Source organism: Paenibacillus sp. UNC451MF (assembly GCF_000686845.1).
In the GTDB taxonomy this organism is placed as follows: Bacteria; Bacillota; Bacilli; order Paenibacillales; family NBRC-103111; genus Paenibacillus_S.
Genome location: NZ_JMLS01000004.1, coordinates 281,352 through 299,483 on the forward strand (window position 1 = coordinate 281,352; position 18,132 = coordinate 299,483).

Sequence of the window (18,132 nt, forward strand, 5' to 3'; positions counted from 1 at the left end):
CGGAAAAAAACTCATCAAACTGATGAGTTTTGAAGCTTTTGCGCATCGCTAACCACTTGCTTAATTTCTTCGTCCATGGCTTCTGGAAAAATCGGTGATTCATCGCTATTGCAGCGGAAATAGGCAAGAAACTCTACGTTCCCTTCTCCGCCTTTGATTGGGGAAAACGTCAGCCCTTTCAGCACAAATCCATTGTCTGCCGCGAAGCTTAGAATCGTTTCGAGTACTTCTGTATGTACCGCAGGCTCACGCACGACACCGGTTTTGGGAACCTTCTCCCGTCCCGCTTCGAATTGTGGCTTGATTAAAGCAACCACTTCACCATTCTCAACAAGGAGCGTTTTGAGTGGCGGCAATATCAGCTTCAACGAAATGAATGATACATCAATTGAGGCGAACGAAGGGCTAGGACCTTGCAAATCTGCAGGCTGCATAAAACGAAAGTTAGTACGTTCCATGACGTTAACTCGCGAATCACTGCGTAGTGACCAATCTAACTGGTTATAGCCCACATCAATGGCATAAACATAGGATGCCCCGTTTTGTAATGCGCAGTCCGTAAATCCCCCTGTTGAAGCCCCTATATCCAGCATAGTTACTCCGTTGAGATCAATTTGGAACAGCTTTAGAGCCTTTTCCAATTTCAGACCTCCACGGCTGACGTAAGGATGAATGGCACCCTTTACCACAATTTTGGAGCTGCGGGCAATTTTCGTACCCGCTTTATCCAACGGCTCATCATCGACTAATACAAGTCCTGCCATGATAGATGCCTTAGCTTTTTCCCGTGATTCGAAAAAACCTTGCTCCACGAGGAGTATATCCAACCGTTCTTTATCTGCTGCCATCTATTGTTGCTCCTACTTTCTCGGGCATGTTAGGCTCGCTGCCGTTTGCGCGGCATAAGCGCTTGAACATCGGATACAAGGCGATCCACTGTAAGTCCGACTTCTCTACGCTGCTCAGGTACAGACCCATGCTCTACAAAATAGTCGGGAACTCCGATAATTTTAATTTGCAATCCGTATATGCTTTGACTGGAATAGAATTCAAGCACTGCGCTACCGAAGCCGCCCGGTTGTGCACCTTCCTCCAGTGTAATAATCGGAATATGCTCTTTAGCCAGTTGGAGCAGCATTGCTTCGTCCAGCGGTTTAATAAATCTTGCGTTGATAACCCGAAGCTGAACGCCTTCTTTGCTTAACTGCTCAGCAGCTTCCATAGCTATAGGAATCATTGGTCCAACCGCAAGCACTACTGCGCTATCTCCTGGTCTTAGCACTTCCCAGCTGCCGATTGGGATCGTACGTAGCGGCTCATCCATAGACACACCGAGACCTGAAATCCGAGGATATCGAACAGCGATAGGCCCGTCATTATACTCGACAGAAGTCTTGAGCATATGGCGAAGCTCATTCTCATCCTTAGGCATCATTAGGACCATGTTAGGAATGCTGCGCAAATAAGCGATGTCGTACACACCTTGATGAGTTTCCCCGTCAGGGCCTACGAAGCCGGCACGGTCAATGGCGAAAATAACGTTTAAATCGGCACGGCAAATGTCGTGCACCACTTGATCGTATGCACGTTGGAGGAAAGTGGAGTACACGGCAAAAACAGGCTTGATTCCTTCGCTTGCAAGGCCTGCACACAACGTGGCTGCATGCTGTTCAGCAATACCTACATCGATCATTCGGTCCGGAAATTGTTTGGCAAAGGATGTCAAACCCGACCCTCCCGGCATAGCCGGTGTCACTGCAACGATCCGCTTATCCTGTTGGGCCAGCTCAATCAGTGTGTTACCAAAGACGTCAGTATACATTGGAGGTCCTACCGATTTGAGCATTTTTCCTGACTCGATCTTGTATGGACTAGCTCCATGCCATGCATAGGAATCTTTTTCAGCCGGTGTATACCCTTTTCCTTTAAGAGTCAGAACATGGACCATAACCGGCCCTTCCACCTTCTCTGCCTGCTTCAGCGTTTCCAACAAAACAGGAAGATTGTTGCCGTCAACAGGCCCGAAGTATGTGAATCCTAGTTCTTCGAACAACACCCCGGAAACGACCATATATTTCAGCGAATCCTTGACCTTCTCTAAGGTTTTCGCCAGAGTGCCCCCGATTGCAGGTATTTTCTTAATTAAATACTCGACTTCTTCTTTTACTTTTACATAGTTGCGGTCGGAGCGAATTTTCCCCAAGTAATTATGAAGCGCACCTACGTTAGGAGCGATGGACATTTCATTGTCATTCAAAATAACCATCAGGTTCTTTTTCTCATGACCGATGTGGTTCATGGCTTCAAAAGCCATACCGCCTGTGAGGGCACCATCACCGATAATGGCGATAACCTTGTTATCTTCACCTTTTAAATCCCGTGCCATGGCCATTCCCATAGCTGCTGATAAGGAAGTACTGCTGTGTCCGGCTTCCCAGACATCATGTTCGCTCTCGGAGCGTTTTACAAACCCGCACATTCCTTTGTATTTACGCAAAGTATCAAACTTGTCCATACGTCCGGTAAACATTTTGTGTACATAGGATTGATGTCCCACATCAAAAATAAATTTGTCAACGGGACTGTTAAACAAGTAATGCAGCGCAATTGTTAGCTCAACGACTCCAAGGTTAGACGAGAGGTGTCCACCAGTGACTGAAAGCTTTTCAACAAGAAACTGTCTAGTTTCGGCAGCCAGTTGCTCCAGTTGCTCAATAGACAGCTTCTTTAAGTCTTCAGGCTGATTGATTTGTTCGAGCAGCACGCTTGTTCCCTCGCTTTCCTTGATTGAATTTTTATCTATATATCGAACTGTGGAATGCTTAAGCTTAATTTTGTACTGAGATTATGAAAATGGTTGAACTTATTATAACACACCGGTCAATAAGCCCTCAAATGAAACATCAATGAAAGCCGACTGATAAAAGCGCATCACTAATCTGTTAATGGTCCCGCTTCAGCAAATAATCAGCAAGCTGCAGCAGTCTATCCACATAAGGGAAATCAGCATCGATCAGAGCCTGCTTGCCTTGCTCGGTCAATTGACTGACCTTTTCTTTGGATGCATCGATTCCAACAAAATAAGGATAGGTCACCTTTTGCTGCTTCTCATCACTCTTTACGGGCTTGCCCAGCTTCTCTTCATCGCCGATCAAATCAAGAATATCATCTTGAATCTGGAACGCAAGTCCAACATGCTGTCCGAACTTCTCAAGCGCCTGCAGCTGTTTTGGAGTGGCTCCTCCAAGATGTCCGCCTGCTTTCAAGGAAAAGACGATTAAATCGCTTGTTTTGTGCAAGTGAATGTATTCTAACTGCTCCAATCCAGTGATTCCTTGCTCACCGAGCATATCTGCCGCTTGACCCCCGACCATTCCCGGAGCTCCTGCAAGCCTGGACAGATCTTCAACGATTTCCACGATCTTCTCTGCCGGTACATCATAAGCACGGTATGCTTGCACAATCGAATAAAATGCATGGGTAAGCAGTCCGTCTCCAGCTAAGATTGCCATAGCCTCGCCGTATACTTTATGATTGGTCAGCTTGCCTCTACGGTAATCGTCATTGTCCATAGCGGGTAAATCATCGTGGATAAGCGAATAGGTATGGATCATCTCAACAGCAAGCGCTACCGGAATCGCTTCTTCCGTACTTCCTCTCAGTGCTTCAACTGCCGCCAGCACAAGGATGGGACGCAATCGTTTGCCACCAGCCATAAGAGAGTACATCATCGATTCCCGCAAGCTGTCAGGAATATTCCAAATTTCGGGCAGTGACTCTGCCAATTCGGATTCAATCAATGCTGATTTTTGCTCTAAATAGTGTTGTATGGAAGAGTCCGTGCTCATTTAAGTTCACCTTTCTCATCGGATGATGGATTAAACGGCTTTTTCACTAGTCCGCCTTCCTGGTCCATCAAAATTTCGATTTTTCTTTCTACCTGCTCGAGCTTTTGCCCGCATAATTGGGATAGTTTCATCCCTTCCTGAAACAGTTCTATAGCTTGCTCTAGCGGAACATCTCCGCTTTCGAGCCTCGCTACGATCTCTTCAAGCTTGTCCATCGCTTCTTCGAAGCTAGGCGTCGTTTCCGGTTTTGTCATTTTGCTTCTCCTCCATTGACCACACATGACAATCCACTTGCCCGTCTACTAGTCGCAGCTTAAGTACATCCCCAAGTTGCACCTGCTGTATGGATCTTATTAATTGTTTCTCACTTTCATCATAGACGAGACTATATCCGCGCTGCATCACCTTCAATGGACTTAGTGCATCCAAGTGACGCATGATGGACACAAGCTGCTGCTGCTTTTGTTTCTTGGCCTGCTGCATGGCTTGCAAAAGCTGCTTGCCTGCCCCGTCAAGCCTTTTTCTAGCGTATATCGTTTGCTCCCTAGGGTTAAATGTGGATAAGTGTTTATCCAACTTCATATGCCGTTCTTGCAGCTTGGCGATTTTCCCACGCAATTGAAAAACTAGCTGCTCTTTAGTACGGTCCAGACGTTCCATCGGTTGCAACAATAGCTGACGTCTCGGATTCAGCAATACTGGCGAGCGCTGTAAACGCTGCAGCCTATCGCGGCCACGTTTCAATTGATTGGACAAGCCGCCATACAACTGCTGATTTAGGAAGCTCAGCTGCTGCTTGAGCTCCATGTGATGCGGAACAGCTAATTCGGCTGCAGCTGTAGGAGTCGCCGCACGTAGATCTGCTACGAAATCCGCAATCGTAAAATCGGTTTCATGACCAACCGCAGAAATAACTGGAATGGTCGATGCGAATATCGCTCGCGCAACCTTTTCCTCATTAAATGCCCACAGCTCTTCTAGCGAACCGCCGCCACGCCCCACGATCAAAACATCCACTTCGTTCATCGCGTTCATCGTCTCAATAGCCTTCACAATAGAAGGAGCTGCCTGAGTCCCCTGCACAAGCACAGGATACAACAACACGGGTACGTTAGGATAGCGACGCTGCAGCGTAATCATAATGTCACGTACTGCTGCACCGGTAGGTGAAGTAATAACACCTATAGCTTTGGGATAACGTGGGATTGCTTTCTTTTTGGAAACAGCAAACAGCCCTTCGTTCTCCAGCTTTTTTTTCAGCTGCTCAAAAGCCAAATATAAGCTTCCGATGCCGTCAGGCTGCATTTGTGTGACATAGAACTGATACTGTCCATCTCTCTCGTACACAGAAATATTTCCGCAAGCAAGCACCTTTGTACCTTCCCGCGGAATAAATCCAAGTCGTTGATTATGGGATGCGAACATAATGCTCTTCAATCGGCTGTCCGTATCCTTAAGCGTAAAATACATATGGCCGCTGGAATGGTGAGTGAAGTTCGAGATTTCTCCCCGAACCCACACATCCTGAATCACATTGTCGCTCTCCAGCTTCATCTTTATATAGCGATTAAGCTCTTTAATTGAAAATATCGGTTTTTGGCTCATCGTTTATCCGTTCACTTTGGACTGTGCCGCTGCACGTTTTGCCGCTTCCAACGTATTGCGAAGCAATACTGTAATCGTCATTGGACCTACGCAGCCAGGAACCGGTGTAATATAGCTTGCTGTATCAAGAACATCATCAAAATCAACATCCCCTGCGAGCTTACCAGTATCCAGTCGGTTAATGCCGACATCGACAACGACAGCGCCAGGTTTAATATGTTCTTTCTTGATCATTTTAGGCTTGCCTACCGCAGCGACTAATATGTCCGCTTGACGGGTAATCTCAGCCATATTAGGAGTTTTAGAATGCACAACGGTTACCGTTGCGTTTTCTCTGAGCAGCAAAATAGCCATTGGTTTCCCGACAATATTGCTTCTGCCTATAACAACAGCATGTTTACCTGCAATTTCGACTCCGACACGCTTGAGAATGTCGATAACCCCAGCCGGTGTACATGGAGCCGGGCCTTCCTTACCTATCATTAAATTACCCACATTGACAGGATGGAAACAGTCCGCATCCTTCTCAACAGCAATGGCTTCAACAATTTTCTCTTCCGAAATATGCTTAGGCAAGGGAGATTGAACAAGAATCCCGTGAATCTTTTCGTTTCCATTTAATTGCTCAATCAAAGCCAGCACTTCCGATTCAGGAGTGTTTTCTGGAAGACTGTGCACTTCGGAATAAATACCCGCTTCTTCGCAAGCTTTTGCTTTGTTACGTACATAAACATGGGAAGCCGGATCGTCTCCGACAATAACAACGGCAAGGCCAGGTTGACAACCCGCTTGCTTCAGTTGTTCCACTTCTTCCTTAATTTGCGTCCGATAAGCACCTACAATTTCTTTTCCGTTAATAACCTGCGCAGGCATGAAGAGATTCCCCTCTCAGCGATATATGGTAACGAATCCATCATTAATTACAGACTTTTCGTCTTAATGCTGTCTATTTCCTTGATCATCTTCCCGAGAACTCCGTTAACGAATTTACCAGACTCGTCCGAGCCAAAATGTTTCGCTAACTCAATCGCTTCATTGACGACAACCTTAGGCGGGACATCATCACGATATACCATCTCATAGGTGGCCAATCTCAAAATTTCACGGTCCACTTTGGATAGCCTGTCCATTTTGTACCCTTTCAAGTAGTCCATCAACAGTTCATCAATCCGTTCCTTGTGGGACACTGTTCCTTCAACCAGCTCCAAAATATCCTGGGCAGCGATATTATCCTGCTCCTTGGTCAGCTGTGCCTCGTCCTCCGTTTGCGCCTCTTCCACTACATGTGCAATAGCTTCATTTGCGCTAACTTCGTTCATTTCCATTTGGTACAAGCTTTGGAGCGCCAGTTCCCTTGCCAATCTGCGTCTCATTAAATAAGTTTCCTCCTAAGGGCTTTTCTTTAGAAAAGCCATCTTCGTAAGCGTTGCTGGGCTTCTCGTTAGAAAAGCCTTCTTCGCTAGCATGTGCTTGGGCTTTCAACAAGAAAGCCTTCTTATTAAGTATTAACTCAGCTTCCCGATGGGAAAGCTTGTTCTTCCTGAATCAAACAAAAAAATCCTTGGAAAGAACCAGGGATTTCATCTAAACAATCTCCATTTGTCCATTAACCAGCGCCACATTTCTTCAACGGGAACCGCCGGCTCACCTCGATCGACTCTTTTCCCTATATGATAACAAGTATATACGATAAGGACAAAAATTAACATATCCCATAGACCACAAATCAAATAGATGATTCCAAGCAGCACTCCGATGATGGACAACATCGTTTTGCCTCTGTGATTTGCCCATAGTTGTTCCCACAGCCGTATCCACATCTGGGAGCTCACCTCTATTCCACTCTACTTTTAAAAGTGGGGGATGCTTGTTGAATATTGGCTACGAAAACGGTCACTACAGCAACAGGAATACCGGTAATTTCTTCAATGTGCTGTTTGATCCCGGATTGCATCTCTTCAGTAAGCTGTGGGATCGATATTTCGCCGTCCACGATTGCACGAATAATAATTTCCAATCCGGCCGGGCTGACCTTCACACGAGCTTTTAGATCTTTAACCCCACGAGTGCGACGAGCTGCTTTTAACGCCAAATTCTCAACCGTTTCCATGGAAATGCGAATATCACCATAATCCGTCCGTTGATCGATAGAAGGAACGTTGGCTCTCCCTCTTCGCACCGAAACAAACAAGAAACGAATACTGATCAATGCAAAAATTACAGTTATCGCAATGAAAACAAGAGCCGTGTCCATATCATAATAGACGTTATAAGTAAAGGTTTTGGTCTTTTCAAAAGAAATCCATCCGAATGCGCAAAATAGCATAATCACGCATCCAATCAAAACAGCCAGACTAAAAATGAATAAAAGCAATCTGTCAATTACTTTGATCACACAACCGGACTCCTTCCGAATTAGAGGAAACCCCCTTACGGCTTGAAGGGGGTTTGCCAAGAGCATATTTACGTGTCTACTTGACTCTATTAGGCGTAACTTCTACCTCTTCCACTTTGTCTGCACCTTTGAAAATAACATCGTGAATATGTACGTTAACTTGCACCACGCTCAAACCTGTCATTGATTCTATCGCGTGCTTAACATTTTGCTGCACACCAGAAGCCACTTCAGGAATTCTAGTGCCGAATTCAATCACTATCGATACATCAATCGCCGCTTCGCGTTGGCCAACATCCACTTTAACACCTTTGGACATGTTTTTACGGCCCAACAGTTCGGCGATACCGCCTGCAAATCCACCGCTCATCCCAGCAACGCCAGGTACCTCGATGGTTGCCATTCCAGCAATGATCTCGATAACCTCAGGGGCAATTTGAATCGTCCCCATGTCGGTTTTTTCATAATCGGCAGCAATGATTGTCATAAAAGGATCCTCCTTGGAAGTTTTGCGATAGCAAAACATACTTAGTAGGCGCTGAAAGGCAAAGTCCTTGGGCGGCTTTACCTTCAGCCTATCAACGTGCAGCCTTTATTCAGCGCTTACTTTATGCATATGCGTCATTTCACAAAACTTGTCTTATCGAATACTATACCATTATCCTAAATATATGACAAACGACGGATTACGAATTAGGATCGTTCACATCATGCTCTTCCAAGAACTTAATATCAAAGTCGCCGGAGATAAATTTCTTGTGCTCCAGCAGCTTCAAGTGAAATGGAATGGTAGAGTGAATACCCTCGATCGTGAATTCCGATAAGGCTCGTTTCATACGTTGGATCGCTTCGTCACGGTCTTTTCCCCACACGATCAGCTTTGCTATCATGGAATCGTAATGTGGAGAAATCGTATAACCTGGATACGCCGCGCTATCTACGCGCACACCGAAACCGCCCGGAGGCAAATAGAATTGAATTTGACCGGCTGACGGCATAAAATTACGATTTGAATCTTCCGCATTGATCCGGCACTCGATGGACCAGCCGTTGATCTGCACATCTTCTTGTGAGAAGGACAGCGGCTCACCTTCCGCAACGTGAATCATTTCCTTGATAATATCAATCCCCGTAATCAATTCCGTTACCGGATGTTCTACCTGAATACGAGTGTTCATTTCCATAAAGTAAAATTGACCGTCTGCACCTAACAGAAATTCTAGTGTTCCGGCACCTGAGTAGTTAACCGCTTGTGCTGCACGAACAGCTGCTTCACCCATCTGGGAACGAGTTTCCGGTGATAGGATAGAGCAAGGGGCTTCCTCGACCAATTTTTGACGTCTGCGTTGAACCGAACAATCACGCTCACCAAGATGAACGACATTGCCGTGCTTATCAGCCAAAATTTGGATTTCAACGTGCTTCATGCCTGTCAAATACTTCTCCAAATAAACGCCTGCATTACCAAAAGCTTTTTGAGCTTCCTGCTGCGCAGTCGTAATTTGTTGAATCAACATTTCTTCATTTTCTGCAATACGGATACCTTTACCTCCGCCGCCTGCAGTAGCCTTGATGATCACTGGATAACCGATTTCACGTCCAAGACGAATCGCTTCCTCCATATCTTCAACAAGCCCCTCCGAACCAGGAATAACCGGTACATTGGCTTCTTTCATCGTTTGCTTAGCAACCGATTTGTCACCCATCCGGCTGATAGCATCAGCAGAAGGACCGATGAAAGTAATATTGCAGCTTTCACAGATTTCAGCGAAATCTGCATTTTCGGCTAAAAATCCGTAGCCTGGGTGTATCGCATCCGTCTCGGTCAAAGTAGCTACGCTTAAAATGTTGGTCAAATTAAGATAGCTGTCTTTGGATAATGTCGGTCCGATACAGTATGCTTCGTCCGCAAGACGAACGTGCAATGCTTCGCGATCCGCTTCGGAATATACCGCAACAGTCGAAATGCCTAATTCTTGACAAGCTCTTATTATGCGTACCGCGATTTCTCCTCGGTTGGCGATAAGTATCTTTTGAAACTTCACTGATTTTCTCCTCCTACGAGTTTTGCATGAGCAAAACTAACGTCGTAAGCATAAGCTAGCTTTGCGTAGGCAAAGCTTTCTTCGAAAGCATTAACTTTAGGTTTTGCTGTTAGCAAAACGATTGAACCTTAAAGAGGGCGAACGAGGAACAATGGTTGTCCGTATTCGACTAGTTGACCATTTTCAACAAGTACGTCAACGATCTCGCCTTTGATCTCCGCTTCAATTTCATTCATAAGCTTCATTGCTTCGATGATGCAGACTACGGATTTTTCCTTCACTGCACTGCCTTTGGCAACAAATGCTGCAGCGCCTGGAGACGGTGCTTCATAGAACGTTCCTACCATTGGGGATACGATAGTATGTAAGCCTGCTTCCTGTTTGGATGCTGCTGGAGCGCTCTCCACGGCTGGAGCTTGTACAGCTGGCTGCTGAATGGACTGTTGTCCGATAACTGGAGTAAAAGCTTGTTGAACCGGCGCTGCTGTAACGACAACAGATTCCGTTTTATTAGGTTTACGAATTGTAAGGCGGGAGCCTTCGCTTTCAATTTCCAATTCATGTAGAGAGCTTTGATCAATAAGCTGTATCAATTCTTTAATTTCGTTTAATTTAAACACAAGATTCACTCCTTCAACGATGGTGAAACAACGACGTTGTTATTATAACACAATCTTACTTTAAGAAAAGAGTTTATTATTACATACTTATAGTACTTAATAGGATTGACAACTCGCAATCTATGCTCCGTGTTAGTTAGGTTCCTATACTCAGTCAAATAAGAGAAGACAAATCAAGCCCCCACTATAATTGTGTAAATGAAAAGGCCATTCCATGGTCCTTTTCAGACCCAATGGAACAGCCTTTTCCTAAAATTCCTTCAACTAGTCCTTATGGAATATACTGAACTACAATTTTCTCCGGTCCTACATTCATTTCCTGCATTACTTTTTCAACAATACTAACCGCTTGGCTTTTTTCCAGCTTCGTGCTTTGAACGGTTACTCTCCACTTCGAAGATTCTTGAGTAATAACGGCTTGCGGGAAATCTTTCATCAAGCTTTCTTCCAGATTGGAGATTTTTGTTTCATTATCTTGAAGCTTTTGCAGCTCGACTGCAGCATTAGCAGCCGCTTCTTGGGTTTGCTTCGAATCGGAAAGAACCGTTACCCATTTTTCAGACTGTTTTGCGATGTCTTCGTCACGTTTCAAGCCCAGATTGATGAAATAGTCTGTGCCGGACTTGGCTTGTGTTTGCACTTGCTGCAATACTTTGGCATCTGCTGGACTTACTTGTTCGTTTGCCTTTGTAGTCGGTTGGCTATTGGAGTTTGCATCCGTTTTTGCATTAGTATCCGTTTTAGTACTTGATGTCGAATCTGTTTTCACACTGCTTGCCTTGGTCTCCTGAGTCGTTTGGTTTGTACCAGACTGCTTGGCTTCCGGTGCTGTAGTGCCAGCTTTAGCATCGGTTTTGGTGTCTGCTTTGATATCGGACGGTGTTTGTTTAACGTTCAGATCGTTTGTGTTAACAACAATTTCTTTAGCGGTTGGGCTGTTAGTTGTGCTCGATGAGCTCATATCCAGCTTGTTCACATCTTCCGTAAACAAATAGTAAGCGGACAGAACGACCATTAAACTGAGCATAGACACTAACCAAATTGTTTGTCTTTTCGTATTCATCTTTGTATTCCTCCTTGAAATTGGGTTTTATAGATAATCATTATTGCTTACGGGGTAAAATAGAAATCTTGTTTGCAGGAACGTCTAGTCCTCTTTCTACAGCTTCTGTGATCATTTTTTTGACTGTCAGGTTTTCAGCGCCTTTGGCAACAACCAAGACTCCCCTTATTTTCGGCTTGATGTATTTTTGAACCAGCGGCTGCTTGCCATTGGATACTTCGTACAGCACGACTTCGCCACTGCGTGTGACATCGGTTATATGGCGGGTAGCGCCATGCTGATCTTTTTCATTCGTCACCTGTTGGGTTTCCTTAGTATTTCGCTCTACGGTGACCTCCTCGGTCGAATCGATCGTAACCAGCACCTCTACCTCACCCACACCAACTATTTTCGACAATATTTCCTTCAATTGGCTTTCGTATGCGTCCTCATAATCTCTAAAAGCTGAACGCTCTTTGTTGGCAGCCGCTGAAAACGCAGCCTGTGTCGATGGTTCCGGAGAGGCCCTCCCTTCGTTGATGGGGTCAACATCCTTCACCGTAATGAAAGAATTGAGTATCATAAACGCTGCTCCCACAAGCCCCAGCAGGATTAACCAACGAAACGTCTTTACCCGCTTCGTTCCGTTCGGCCCTCCGCCTAACCAAGTCTCCATCCATTTCATAAAACCACCCATCGGTTCACACCTCCTTAGCATCGAATGGTTGCTTATGACTTCAACTTGTCTGCTGCTACATTAACGAATATTTGATCCAAGGGTATCTGCCAATCCTTATTAATAGACATTCGGATTTGCGTCCTTTCCTGCTCATAACCGTTCCCTCCAGCCGTTGGTTCCTTGTTCAGACCATTGGTACTCTTGTTGTCTGGAGAGATGTTGACAGTTACCGGTTTGACGGGTTCAATGGCTACGCTCTTCATAGGTTCCGATCCTTTATCTGATGATACTGCCACTGTCGGGGCTCTTGGAGATACGCTAACCTCCACCCTGACGATTTGCAGCTGTCCGCTGTTATCCTTTCCCGTATGAACTTTAACATTTTGCACATCCATTACACCTGCTTGCTCGATGCTTCGTTTCATCAAATCTTCGATTTGCTGCTGAGCAATTCTCTGTGATTGCTGCTCTTGTTTGGCCTTCAGCTGATCTGCTTGCTGTTGAATACTCCCCAATGATTGCATTTGGTTCGAGCCTCCTTGAGCCCCAGTTGATGCCAATAAGCCGCCCCCTTTAGAGTTCATTGCATCAGCAAGAAGCTGATCGAGTGGTACGTGTTTTTGAAATATGGACAACAAAGGCTGCAGGAGGATCAACAATATAAATAAGCTGATGACGGTTTTGACGTAACGCTGCATGGACTGGCTCGGAAGCAGGATATCGACGAAGGTTGCAAGCAAGATGACGAGAATGATGGATTTGAGCCAGCCGCCTAACCATTCCATGTCGCACACCCCTCTCTAGCCCCAAATGAGTCTAACGCATCATCACGGACAAATTCCCAGCAGTGATCAAAATCGTGATAGCAAGAAAGAACATCAACCCCACAACTGCTAAAGCTGCGAATACATAGATTAAACTTTTACCTATCGTTTCAAGGCAGGTAATCATCGGATTGTCACCTAAAGGTTGAAGCACAGCGGCAGACAAGTTGTATATCAAGGCGAGAGCCATTATTTTCAATGCGGGAAAAGCGCATAGAATCAACAAAATAACGACACCGGCCAGCCCGACTGCATTTTTTACCAGGAGCGATGCCCCTATCACCGTTTCAGATGCATCGGAGAACATCCTCCCTACCACAGGAACGAAGTTTCCCGCAATATATTTGGCCGTTCGGATCGTCACTCCGTCTGCTACCGCACTGCTTGCACCTCTTATGGAAATGACTCCAAGAAAGACGGTTACGAATATCCCCAAGCAGCCGACGCTGACGTTTCTCAGTAGATTGGCGAGCTGTGTTACCTTGTATTTATCCGTCAAGGAGCTAACGATATGAAGTACGGCCGAGAAGAACAGCAGTGGAAAAACGACCAAATAGATTGCGGTTCCTACGGCATGAATCATGAAAACAATAAGCGGATGAAGCACCGAGACCGACACTACGTTACCCATGGAAGCAAGTAATGTCAGAAGCAGCGGAATGACAGCCACCATAAAGTGAATCATGTCTGTTATCGCTGACCTAGCATATCCGATGGCGACACTGAAGCTGTTGATAGCCATGATCATCAGCACCATGAAGGTAATTGCGTAAGCGACTTTACTGACTGTATTTTTTTCAAATGAGCTTTGCAGCGTCTCGAGCAGCATGCTGAAAATAGTCAGGACAACAATCGATGCGAGCAGCTTGCCATTGTACAGCAGCTCATGAAAAAAATATCGAAGTATTCCTGTGAAGATTGAGCTTATGCCTAACCCTTTAGAACCGGTAATCATCTCCATAAACGATGGGGTTTGGCTATCTGGAAAATACCCGCCATACTTTTTCATTAGCTGATTCCAGTACTGTTCTACCTGGTCGGTGTTTAACCGTTCAGCCTGTTCCTTGATAATCTGCTCGACAGGTGTAGCCTGTGCGATACCTGCCTGCTCGGTTATTCCATATGCCAATGGATCCGAAGCTAATGAGAACCCTGTGAGAATGAACAGAAGCAACAGTGGTTTGGCAGCGCGTCTCCGAAACCATTTTTCCATGTACGACCATGTGAGCAGCATTTGCTTCATCTCCTGGCACATTACTTATGCGGGCAGCAGCTTGACCACCGTTTCGATAATGACCGATACAATTGGAATAGCCATTACCATAATTAAAATTTTGCCGGATAGTTCAATTTTGGAGGCGATCGATTCTTGCCCTGCATCCCTTACGATCTGAGCACCGAATTCTGCGATATAAGCGATACCGATGATTTTCAAGATCGTTTTGAGGAAAATCATATTCACGTTCGCATTCAGTGCGAGATCCTCCAGGATTTGAATGACCGAAGCGATCTTGCCAATCAGAAACAAAAAGATGACGATCCCCGTAAATGCAGTCAGCAGGAAAGCGAATATCGGCTTTTGTTCCTTGATGATCAGTACCAGTATGGTGGCGATTAAGCCCAGACCTACGATTTGTATGATCTCCACTAAGTCTCACCTACGTCTACTGAAATAAAAAAATGGTTTTGATTTCCTTGAACAAATTATCAAGCAGGTTGACAACCATGAACAGAACGACAACGAAGCCTATTAATGTAACCCAGTGTGCCATGTCCTCTTTGCCCATTTGCTTAAGCACGGTATGAATCATCGCGATAATAATCCCGATTCCGGCAATCTGAAATATCGCGTTCACATCTACGTTCATTCGTGGCACCTCACCTCTAGCCTCTAACTTCCTAACCGTGCAACTTTCTGCTGACTCTGCTGCATTGCTTGAATAGTCGTTGCAGATCCCCTGACAACCGACTCTGCTTCGCTTGAGTAACCGTTGCAGGTTAATACATCAAAATAACGATTAAAGCACCCATTAATAAGCCCAGGCTTCTCCACATGCTTTCATACCGCTTACGCTCTTCCTCCGAGCTATCCAGCTCACCCTGCAGCTGCTGGATTGCCAAGCGAAGATGTTTCACTTGATCTACACTATCCGACAAGCCGAGTGTAAAACCCAATTGGCGAACAATATCCTGTTCTCCCGCCTTCATCGAGGTGTGTTTCCAGTGCTCTTGAAGCGACTGCTGCCATATTTGTTGAGCGGAGCGTCCGCCAGCTTGCCCTAGCTCCTCCGCAGTATGACGGAAGATAGCATTGACCGGCTGCGGGCAAGATTTGGCTACCTTCATCAAAGCTTCTTGCAGTGGAGTCATGCCGTACACGATTTCCGTCTCCAACCTTTGCAGCGCCCTGATAATATCACCGATTTGCTTAGGCCTGCGGGAATACTGTTGTGCTTGATAAAATCCGAACAAGGTCGCGGACAGTAAAATCATCATCGCCCCTAAAAGCTTCAGCAATGATCTTCCCCCTTCCCCTTCGATGAGCGGATTGACGACGAGAACGCCGAATTCCCAGTCCAATCTATTGAAGCTTCTTTCCTGCTTATCCCTAAGGATGGAGTTATTTCAGCTGCGGATACATGAACAGTTGGCTTCGCTAACTCGAGTCTGTTCCCTTTGGCATCATAGACCCCCTCCAGTGTGCCCGCACCAGCTTTTTTGTTCAAAACAACGATTCGGTTGAATACTCCTTCGTCGAGCAGCTCTTGAAGAACCGGCCTCCTCCTGACATCGTCTTGATGCAAACCGTGTGCTGTTGCAATAACACGAATACCCGCATGAATCGCTTCATGAATGGCTGACGCGTCCTCATGTCGACCTATCTCATCTACGATAAGAATTTCAGGAGACATCGATCGGATCATCATCATCATTCCTTCCGCCTTAGGACAGCCGTCCAGCACATCTGTACGAGGTCCCAGATCGAAACGTGGAACACCTCGATCGCACGCTGCGATTTCGGAACGTTCATCGACAATGCCTACCTTCAAGCCTCGCTCTAATCCATAGAGCGCTCCTGCTGATGGCCCTCCGCTGATTAGCCTTGCCAAGTCGCGAATCAAGGTTGTCTTTCCCTGCTGCGGGGGTGAGACGATCAGCGTATGGTGTACGCTGCCTGTCGAGGCATCCATCATATAGGGGAGCACATGGCTTCCAACACCTTTTAACTCTCTAGCAATCCGGATATTAAAGCTGGTAATTTCTTTCAAATGCTTGACTTTACCGTGCTCCAATACCACCCTTCCCGCGAGTCCAATCCGATGTCCTCCCTGAACCGTTATGTATCCGCGGCGCAGCTCTTCATCGAAGGTGTAAAGTGAATGCTGTGTCAGCATTTCAAGCAAAGTGGAGCAATCCTCCCTGGTAGGCCGGTATGCAAGTGCGGGATCATCGCAAAGACCGGAGTTTCCTTCTACGAAGCTGTACTTTTGTCCCCATACAATTTCTAACGGTCGCTCTTCACGAACCCGAATCTCTTGTAAATCCTTCATCACCGGGTTTGGTAGAGTTGCTAGTCTTTGGCGCAGAGGGACAGAAAAAAGCCGGAGAAGCGAATGCATTTCTTTCATCCCCCCAAGCTGTCCATCTTTCATAATCATGTGTATGCTTGGACGAAGTAATTATGACTATTTACTTTTTAAGAATTCCTATAAAAATGCAGCTCACACCTGCTATAACCCAGATCATTTTGCCAAAAGAAAGCTTTTCCGCGAGTCCTACCAGTCCAAGCGTAGTCGTTGTCAATAAAACAAGGGGCCCTACCATAGCTAGTCCGGTGTTAACCATCAAAGCTTTATCAATTTGATTCAATCGGAGCATTATTAATGCAGCCATAATTTCGATAGTGCCTGAGAACAGTCGCAGCGAAGCCATGCTGAGCACGATCTTATTGATCACTGTTTTTCTCCCCTTTCTTAAACACACTATAGTACTAAGCCGTTGACAGCTTCTCTATCAATCTATGCAGGCTCGTCTCATTTTAGGCATCATGGGCACACCCCTAAATCCAACTGCATATGATGACACAGAAATCAACACAAAAAATGTAAACAGCGAGGCGATAGGACATGGAGGTAACGTCACATCTTAAGTGGCATCCCCTGCTCAGCGATCCGACAGGAAAGCGTACTGTTAAACCACGAGCACTTGGAAAAACCATGGTAATCGATAAAGGATTGGGCATTCATGCTCTTGAAGATTTATTGCAGACAGCTGGCGATTACGTTGATATGTTAAAAATCGGTTTCGGTACTTCTCCTCTTTATTCCACGTCTTTGCTGAGACGGAAAATAGAAATGGCCAAGGAACACAATATTTTGGTATACCCTGGCGGTACGTTCCTAGAGGTCGCCATGTGTCAAGGCGCTGTTGACGACTTTTTTGATATGGCAAGTTTTCTTGGGTTTAACGGACTGGAAATTTCGGACGGAACTATCGAAGTAGAAAGAGCGGTACGGAGTGAATTGATCCGTCGTGGACGAGATCAGGGCTATACGGTCATAACAGAATACGGAAAAAAATGCTGGGGCTCGTCCATCGAAATCGAAGATTTAATAGAAACCGTCATAATCGATTCCGAATTAGGTGCTAGTCTGATTACTATTGAAGGACGAGAATCAGGTAAAGGTGTAGGCATCTTTGATGAGAACGGCAGCTGCAAGGACGCAGATATTGAATTGGTGCTCAGCCAAGTCCCTAGTAAGCATCTGCTCTTATGGGAGGCGCCTCATAAAGACCAGCAGGTACATCTGCTGAACACTCTGGGAACGGATATTCATTTAGGCAACATCGCGCCTTCCGATTTAATTTCGCTGGAGGCTCTTCGCCGAGGCTTAAGATCCGACACCCTCCATTTAGGGCAGGAACTCCCTTCTGACTATAATGGAAACTGGGAAATATAGGCTCAAAAACTCTGCATATGCTTTTTATAGCCAATTCTAACTGGCGCGAAAAAACTCAGTGTATGCTTTCGTAGCCAGTTTTTGCTGGCGCAAAAACTCTTAGGAGGCACCAA

The 18,132-nt window shown here is 45.7% G+C and carries 22 protein-coding genes; 1 reads left to right on the forward strand and 21 read right to left on the reverse strand.

Annotated features, from left to right (window positions below; translation table 11 throughout):
* Positions 1-14: 14 nt before the first annotated feature.
* From BP97_RS0108775 to BP97_RS0108875, 21 genes are all read right to left on the reverse strand, one after another.
* The gene (locus BP97_RS0108775; RefSeq protein ID WP_028548770.1) at positions 15-848 is read right to left on the reverse strand and encodes a TlyA family RNA methyltransferase; all 834 of its coding nucleotides are present in this window, start codon (positions 846-848) and stop codon (positions 15-17) included.
* A 29-nt stretch (positions 849-877) separates the two neighbouring features.
* Entirely contained in the window at positions 878-2,764 is a 1,887-nt protein-coding gene (gene dxs, locus BP97_RS0108780) for a 1-deoxy-D-xylulose-5-phosphate synthase (protein WP_028548771.1), read from the reverse strand.
* Positions 2,765-2,942: 178 nt separating this feature from the next.
* Positions 2,943-3,848 carry a polyprenyl synthetase family protein gene (locus BP97_RS0108785; RefSeq protein ID WP_028548772.1) on the reverse strand — a complete coding sequence of 302 codons (906 nt, stop codon included), beginning with the start codon at positions 3,846-3,848 and terminating at the stop codon, positions 2,943-2,945.
* Positions 3,845-4,102, reverse strand: coding sequence for an exodeoxyribonuclease VII small subunit (xseB, locus tag BP97_RS0108790; protein ID WP_028548773.1), 258 nt, complete (start codon positions 4,100-4,102; stop codon positions 3,845-3,847). The genes BP97_RS0108785 and xseB overlap by 4 nt, the downstream gene beginning before the upstream one ends.
* Positions 4,077-5,453: an exodeoxyribonuclease VII large subunit gene (gene xseA, locus BP97_RS0108795; protein WP_028548774.1), complete on the reverse strand. Its 1,377-nt coding sequence runs from the start codon at positions 5,451-5,453 to the stop codon at positions 4,077-4,079. The genes xseB and xseA overlap by 26 nt, the downstream gene beginning before the upstream one ends.
* A gap of 3 nt (positions 5,454-5,456) precedes the next feature.
* Complete coding sequence (gene folD, locus BP97_RS0108800) at positions 5,457-6,326, reverse strand: bifunctional methylenetetrahydrofolate dehydrogenase/methenyltetrahydrofolate cyclohydrolase FolD (protein ID WP_028548775.1); 870 nt, start codon at positions 6,324-6,326, stop codon at positions 5,457-5,459.
* 47 nt (positions 6,327-6,373) lie between these two features.
* Positions 6,374-6,826, reverse strand: coding sequence for a transcription antitermination factor NusB (nusB, locus tag BP97_RS0108805; protein WP_028548776.1), 453 nt, complete (start codon positions 6,824-6,826; stop codon positions 6,374-6,376).
* Positions 6,827-7,033: 207 nt separating this feature from the next.
* Positions 7,034-7,273, reverse strand: a complete 240-nt coding sequence (locus tag BP97_RS0108810) for a DUF2273 domain-containing protein (protein ID WP_028548777.1) — start codon at positions 7,271-7,273, stop codon at positions 7,034-7,036.
* 14 nt (positions 7,274-7,287) lie between these two features.
* A complete protein-coding gene (gene amaP / locus BP97_RS0108815) occupies positions 7,288-7,848 on the reverse strand; it encodes an alkaline shock response membrane anchor protein AmaP (protein WP_028548778.1) in 561 nt (186 codons plus the stop codon).
* A 76-nt stretch (positions 7,849-7,924) separates the two neighbouring features.
* A complete protein-coding gene (locus tag BP97_RS0108820) occupies positions 7,925-8,335 on the reverse strand; it encodes an Asp23/Gls24 family envelope stress response protein (RefSeq protein WP_028548779.1) in 411 nt (136 codons plus the stop codon).
* Between the two features lie 199 nt (positions 8,336-8,534).
* A complete protein-coding gene (gene accC / locus BP97_RS0108825) occupies positions 8,535-9,893 on the reverse strand; it encodes an acetyl-CoA carboxylase biotin carboxylase subunit (RefSeq protein WP_028548780.1) in 1,359 nt (452 codons plus the stop codon).
* 128 nt (positions 9,894-10,021) lie between these two features.
* Positions 10,022-10,513: an acetyl-CoA carboxylase biotin carboxyl carrier protein gene (gene accB / locus BP97_RS0108830; protein WP_028548781.1), complete on the reverse strand. Its 492-nt coding sequence runs from the start codon at positions 10,511-10,513 to the stop codon at positions 10,022-10,024.
* Between the two features lie 271 nt (positions 10,514-10,784).
* On the reverse strand, positions 10,785-11,576 hold the full coding sequence (locus BP97_RS0108835; protein WP_028548782.1) for a SpoIIIAH-like family protein: 792 nt from the start codon (positions 11,574-11,576) through the stop codon (positions 10,785-10,787).
* A 40-nt stretch (positions 11,577-11,616) separates the two neighbouring features.
* Positions 11,617-12,252, reverse strand: coding sequence for a stage III sporulation protein AG (gene spoIIIAG / locus BP97_RS0108840; RefSeq protein ID WP_028548783.1), 636 nt, complete (start codon positions 12,250-12,252; stop codon positions 11,617-11,619).
* 32 nt (positions 12,253-12,284) lie between these two features.
* Positions 12,285-13,019: a stage III sporulation protein AF gene (gene spoIIIAF / locus BP97_RS38750; protein WP_051620458.1), complete on the reverse strand. Its 735-nt coding sequence runs from the start codon at positions 13,017-13,019 to the stop codon at positions 12,285-12,287.
* 31 nt (positions 13,020-13,050) lie between these two features.
* Positions 13,051-14,292 (reverse strand): stage III sporulation protein AE, encoded by a 1,242-nt coding sequence (gene spoIIIAE, locus BP97_RS0108850; protein ID WP_231506252.1) that lies wholly within the window; start codon positions 14,290-14,292, stop codon positions 13,051-13,053.
* A gap of 24 nt (positions 14,293-14,316) precedes the next feature.
* Complete coding sequence (gene spoIIIAD / locus BP97_RS0108855) at positions 14,317-14,706, reverse strand: stage III sporulation protein AD (protein ID WP_028548785.1); 390 nt, start codon at positions 14,704-14,706, stop codon at positions 14,317-14,319.
* A 16-nt stretch (positions 14,707-14,722) separates the two neighbouring features.
* Positions 14,723-14,926, reverse strand: coding sequence for a stage III sporulation protein AC (gene spoIIIAC, locus BP97_RS0108860; RefSeq protein ID WP_028548786.1), 204 nt, complete (start codon positions 14,924-14,926; stop codon positions 14,723-14,725).
* 130 nt (positions 14,927-15,056) lie between these two features.
* Entirely contained in the window at positions 15,057-15,575 is a 519-nt protein-coding gene (spoIIIAB, locus tag BP97_RS0108865) for a stage III sporulation protein SpoIIIAB (protein WP_028548787.1), read from the reverse strand.
* Complete coding sequence (gene spoIIIAA / locus BP97_RS35690) at positions 15,569-16,678, reverse strand: stage III sporulation protein AA (RefSeq protein WP_064745678.1); 1,110 nt, start codon at positions 16,676-16,678, stop codon at positions 15,569-15,571. Before spoIIIAA ends, spoIIIAB begins: the two co-directional genes overlap by 7 nt.
* 70 nt (positions 16,679-16,748) lie before the next feature.
* Positions 16,749-17,015, reverse strand: a complete 267-nt coding sequence (locus BP97_RS0108875) for a YqhV family protein (protein ID WP_028548788.1) — start codon at positions 17,013-17,015, stop codon at positions 16,749-16,751.
* A gap of 170 nt (positions 17,016-17,185) precedes the next feature.
* Between BP97_RS0108875 and BP97_RS0108880 the strand changes: the two genes are divergently transcribed.
* Entirely contained in the window at positions 17,186-18,019 is an 834-nt protein-coding gene (locus BP97_RS0108880; protein WP_028548789.1) for a phosphosulfolactate synthase, read from the forward strand.
* The last annotated feature ends 113 nt before the right edge of the window (positions 18,020-18,132 follow it).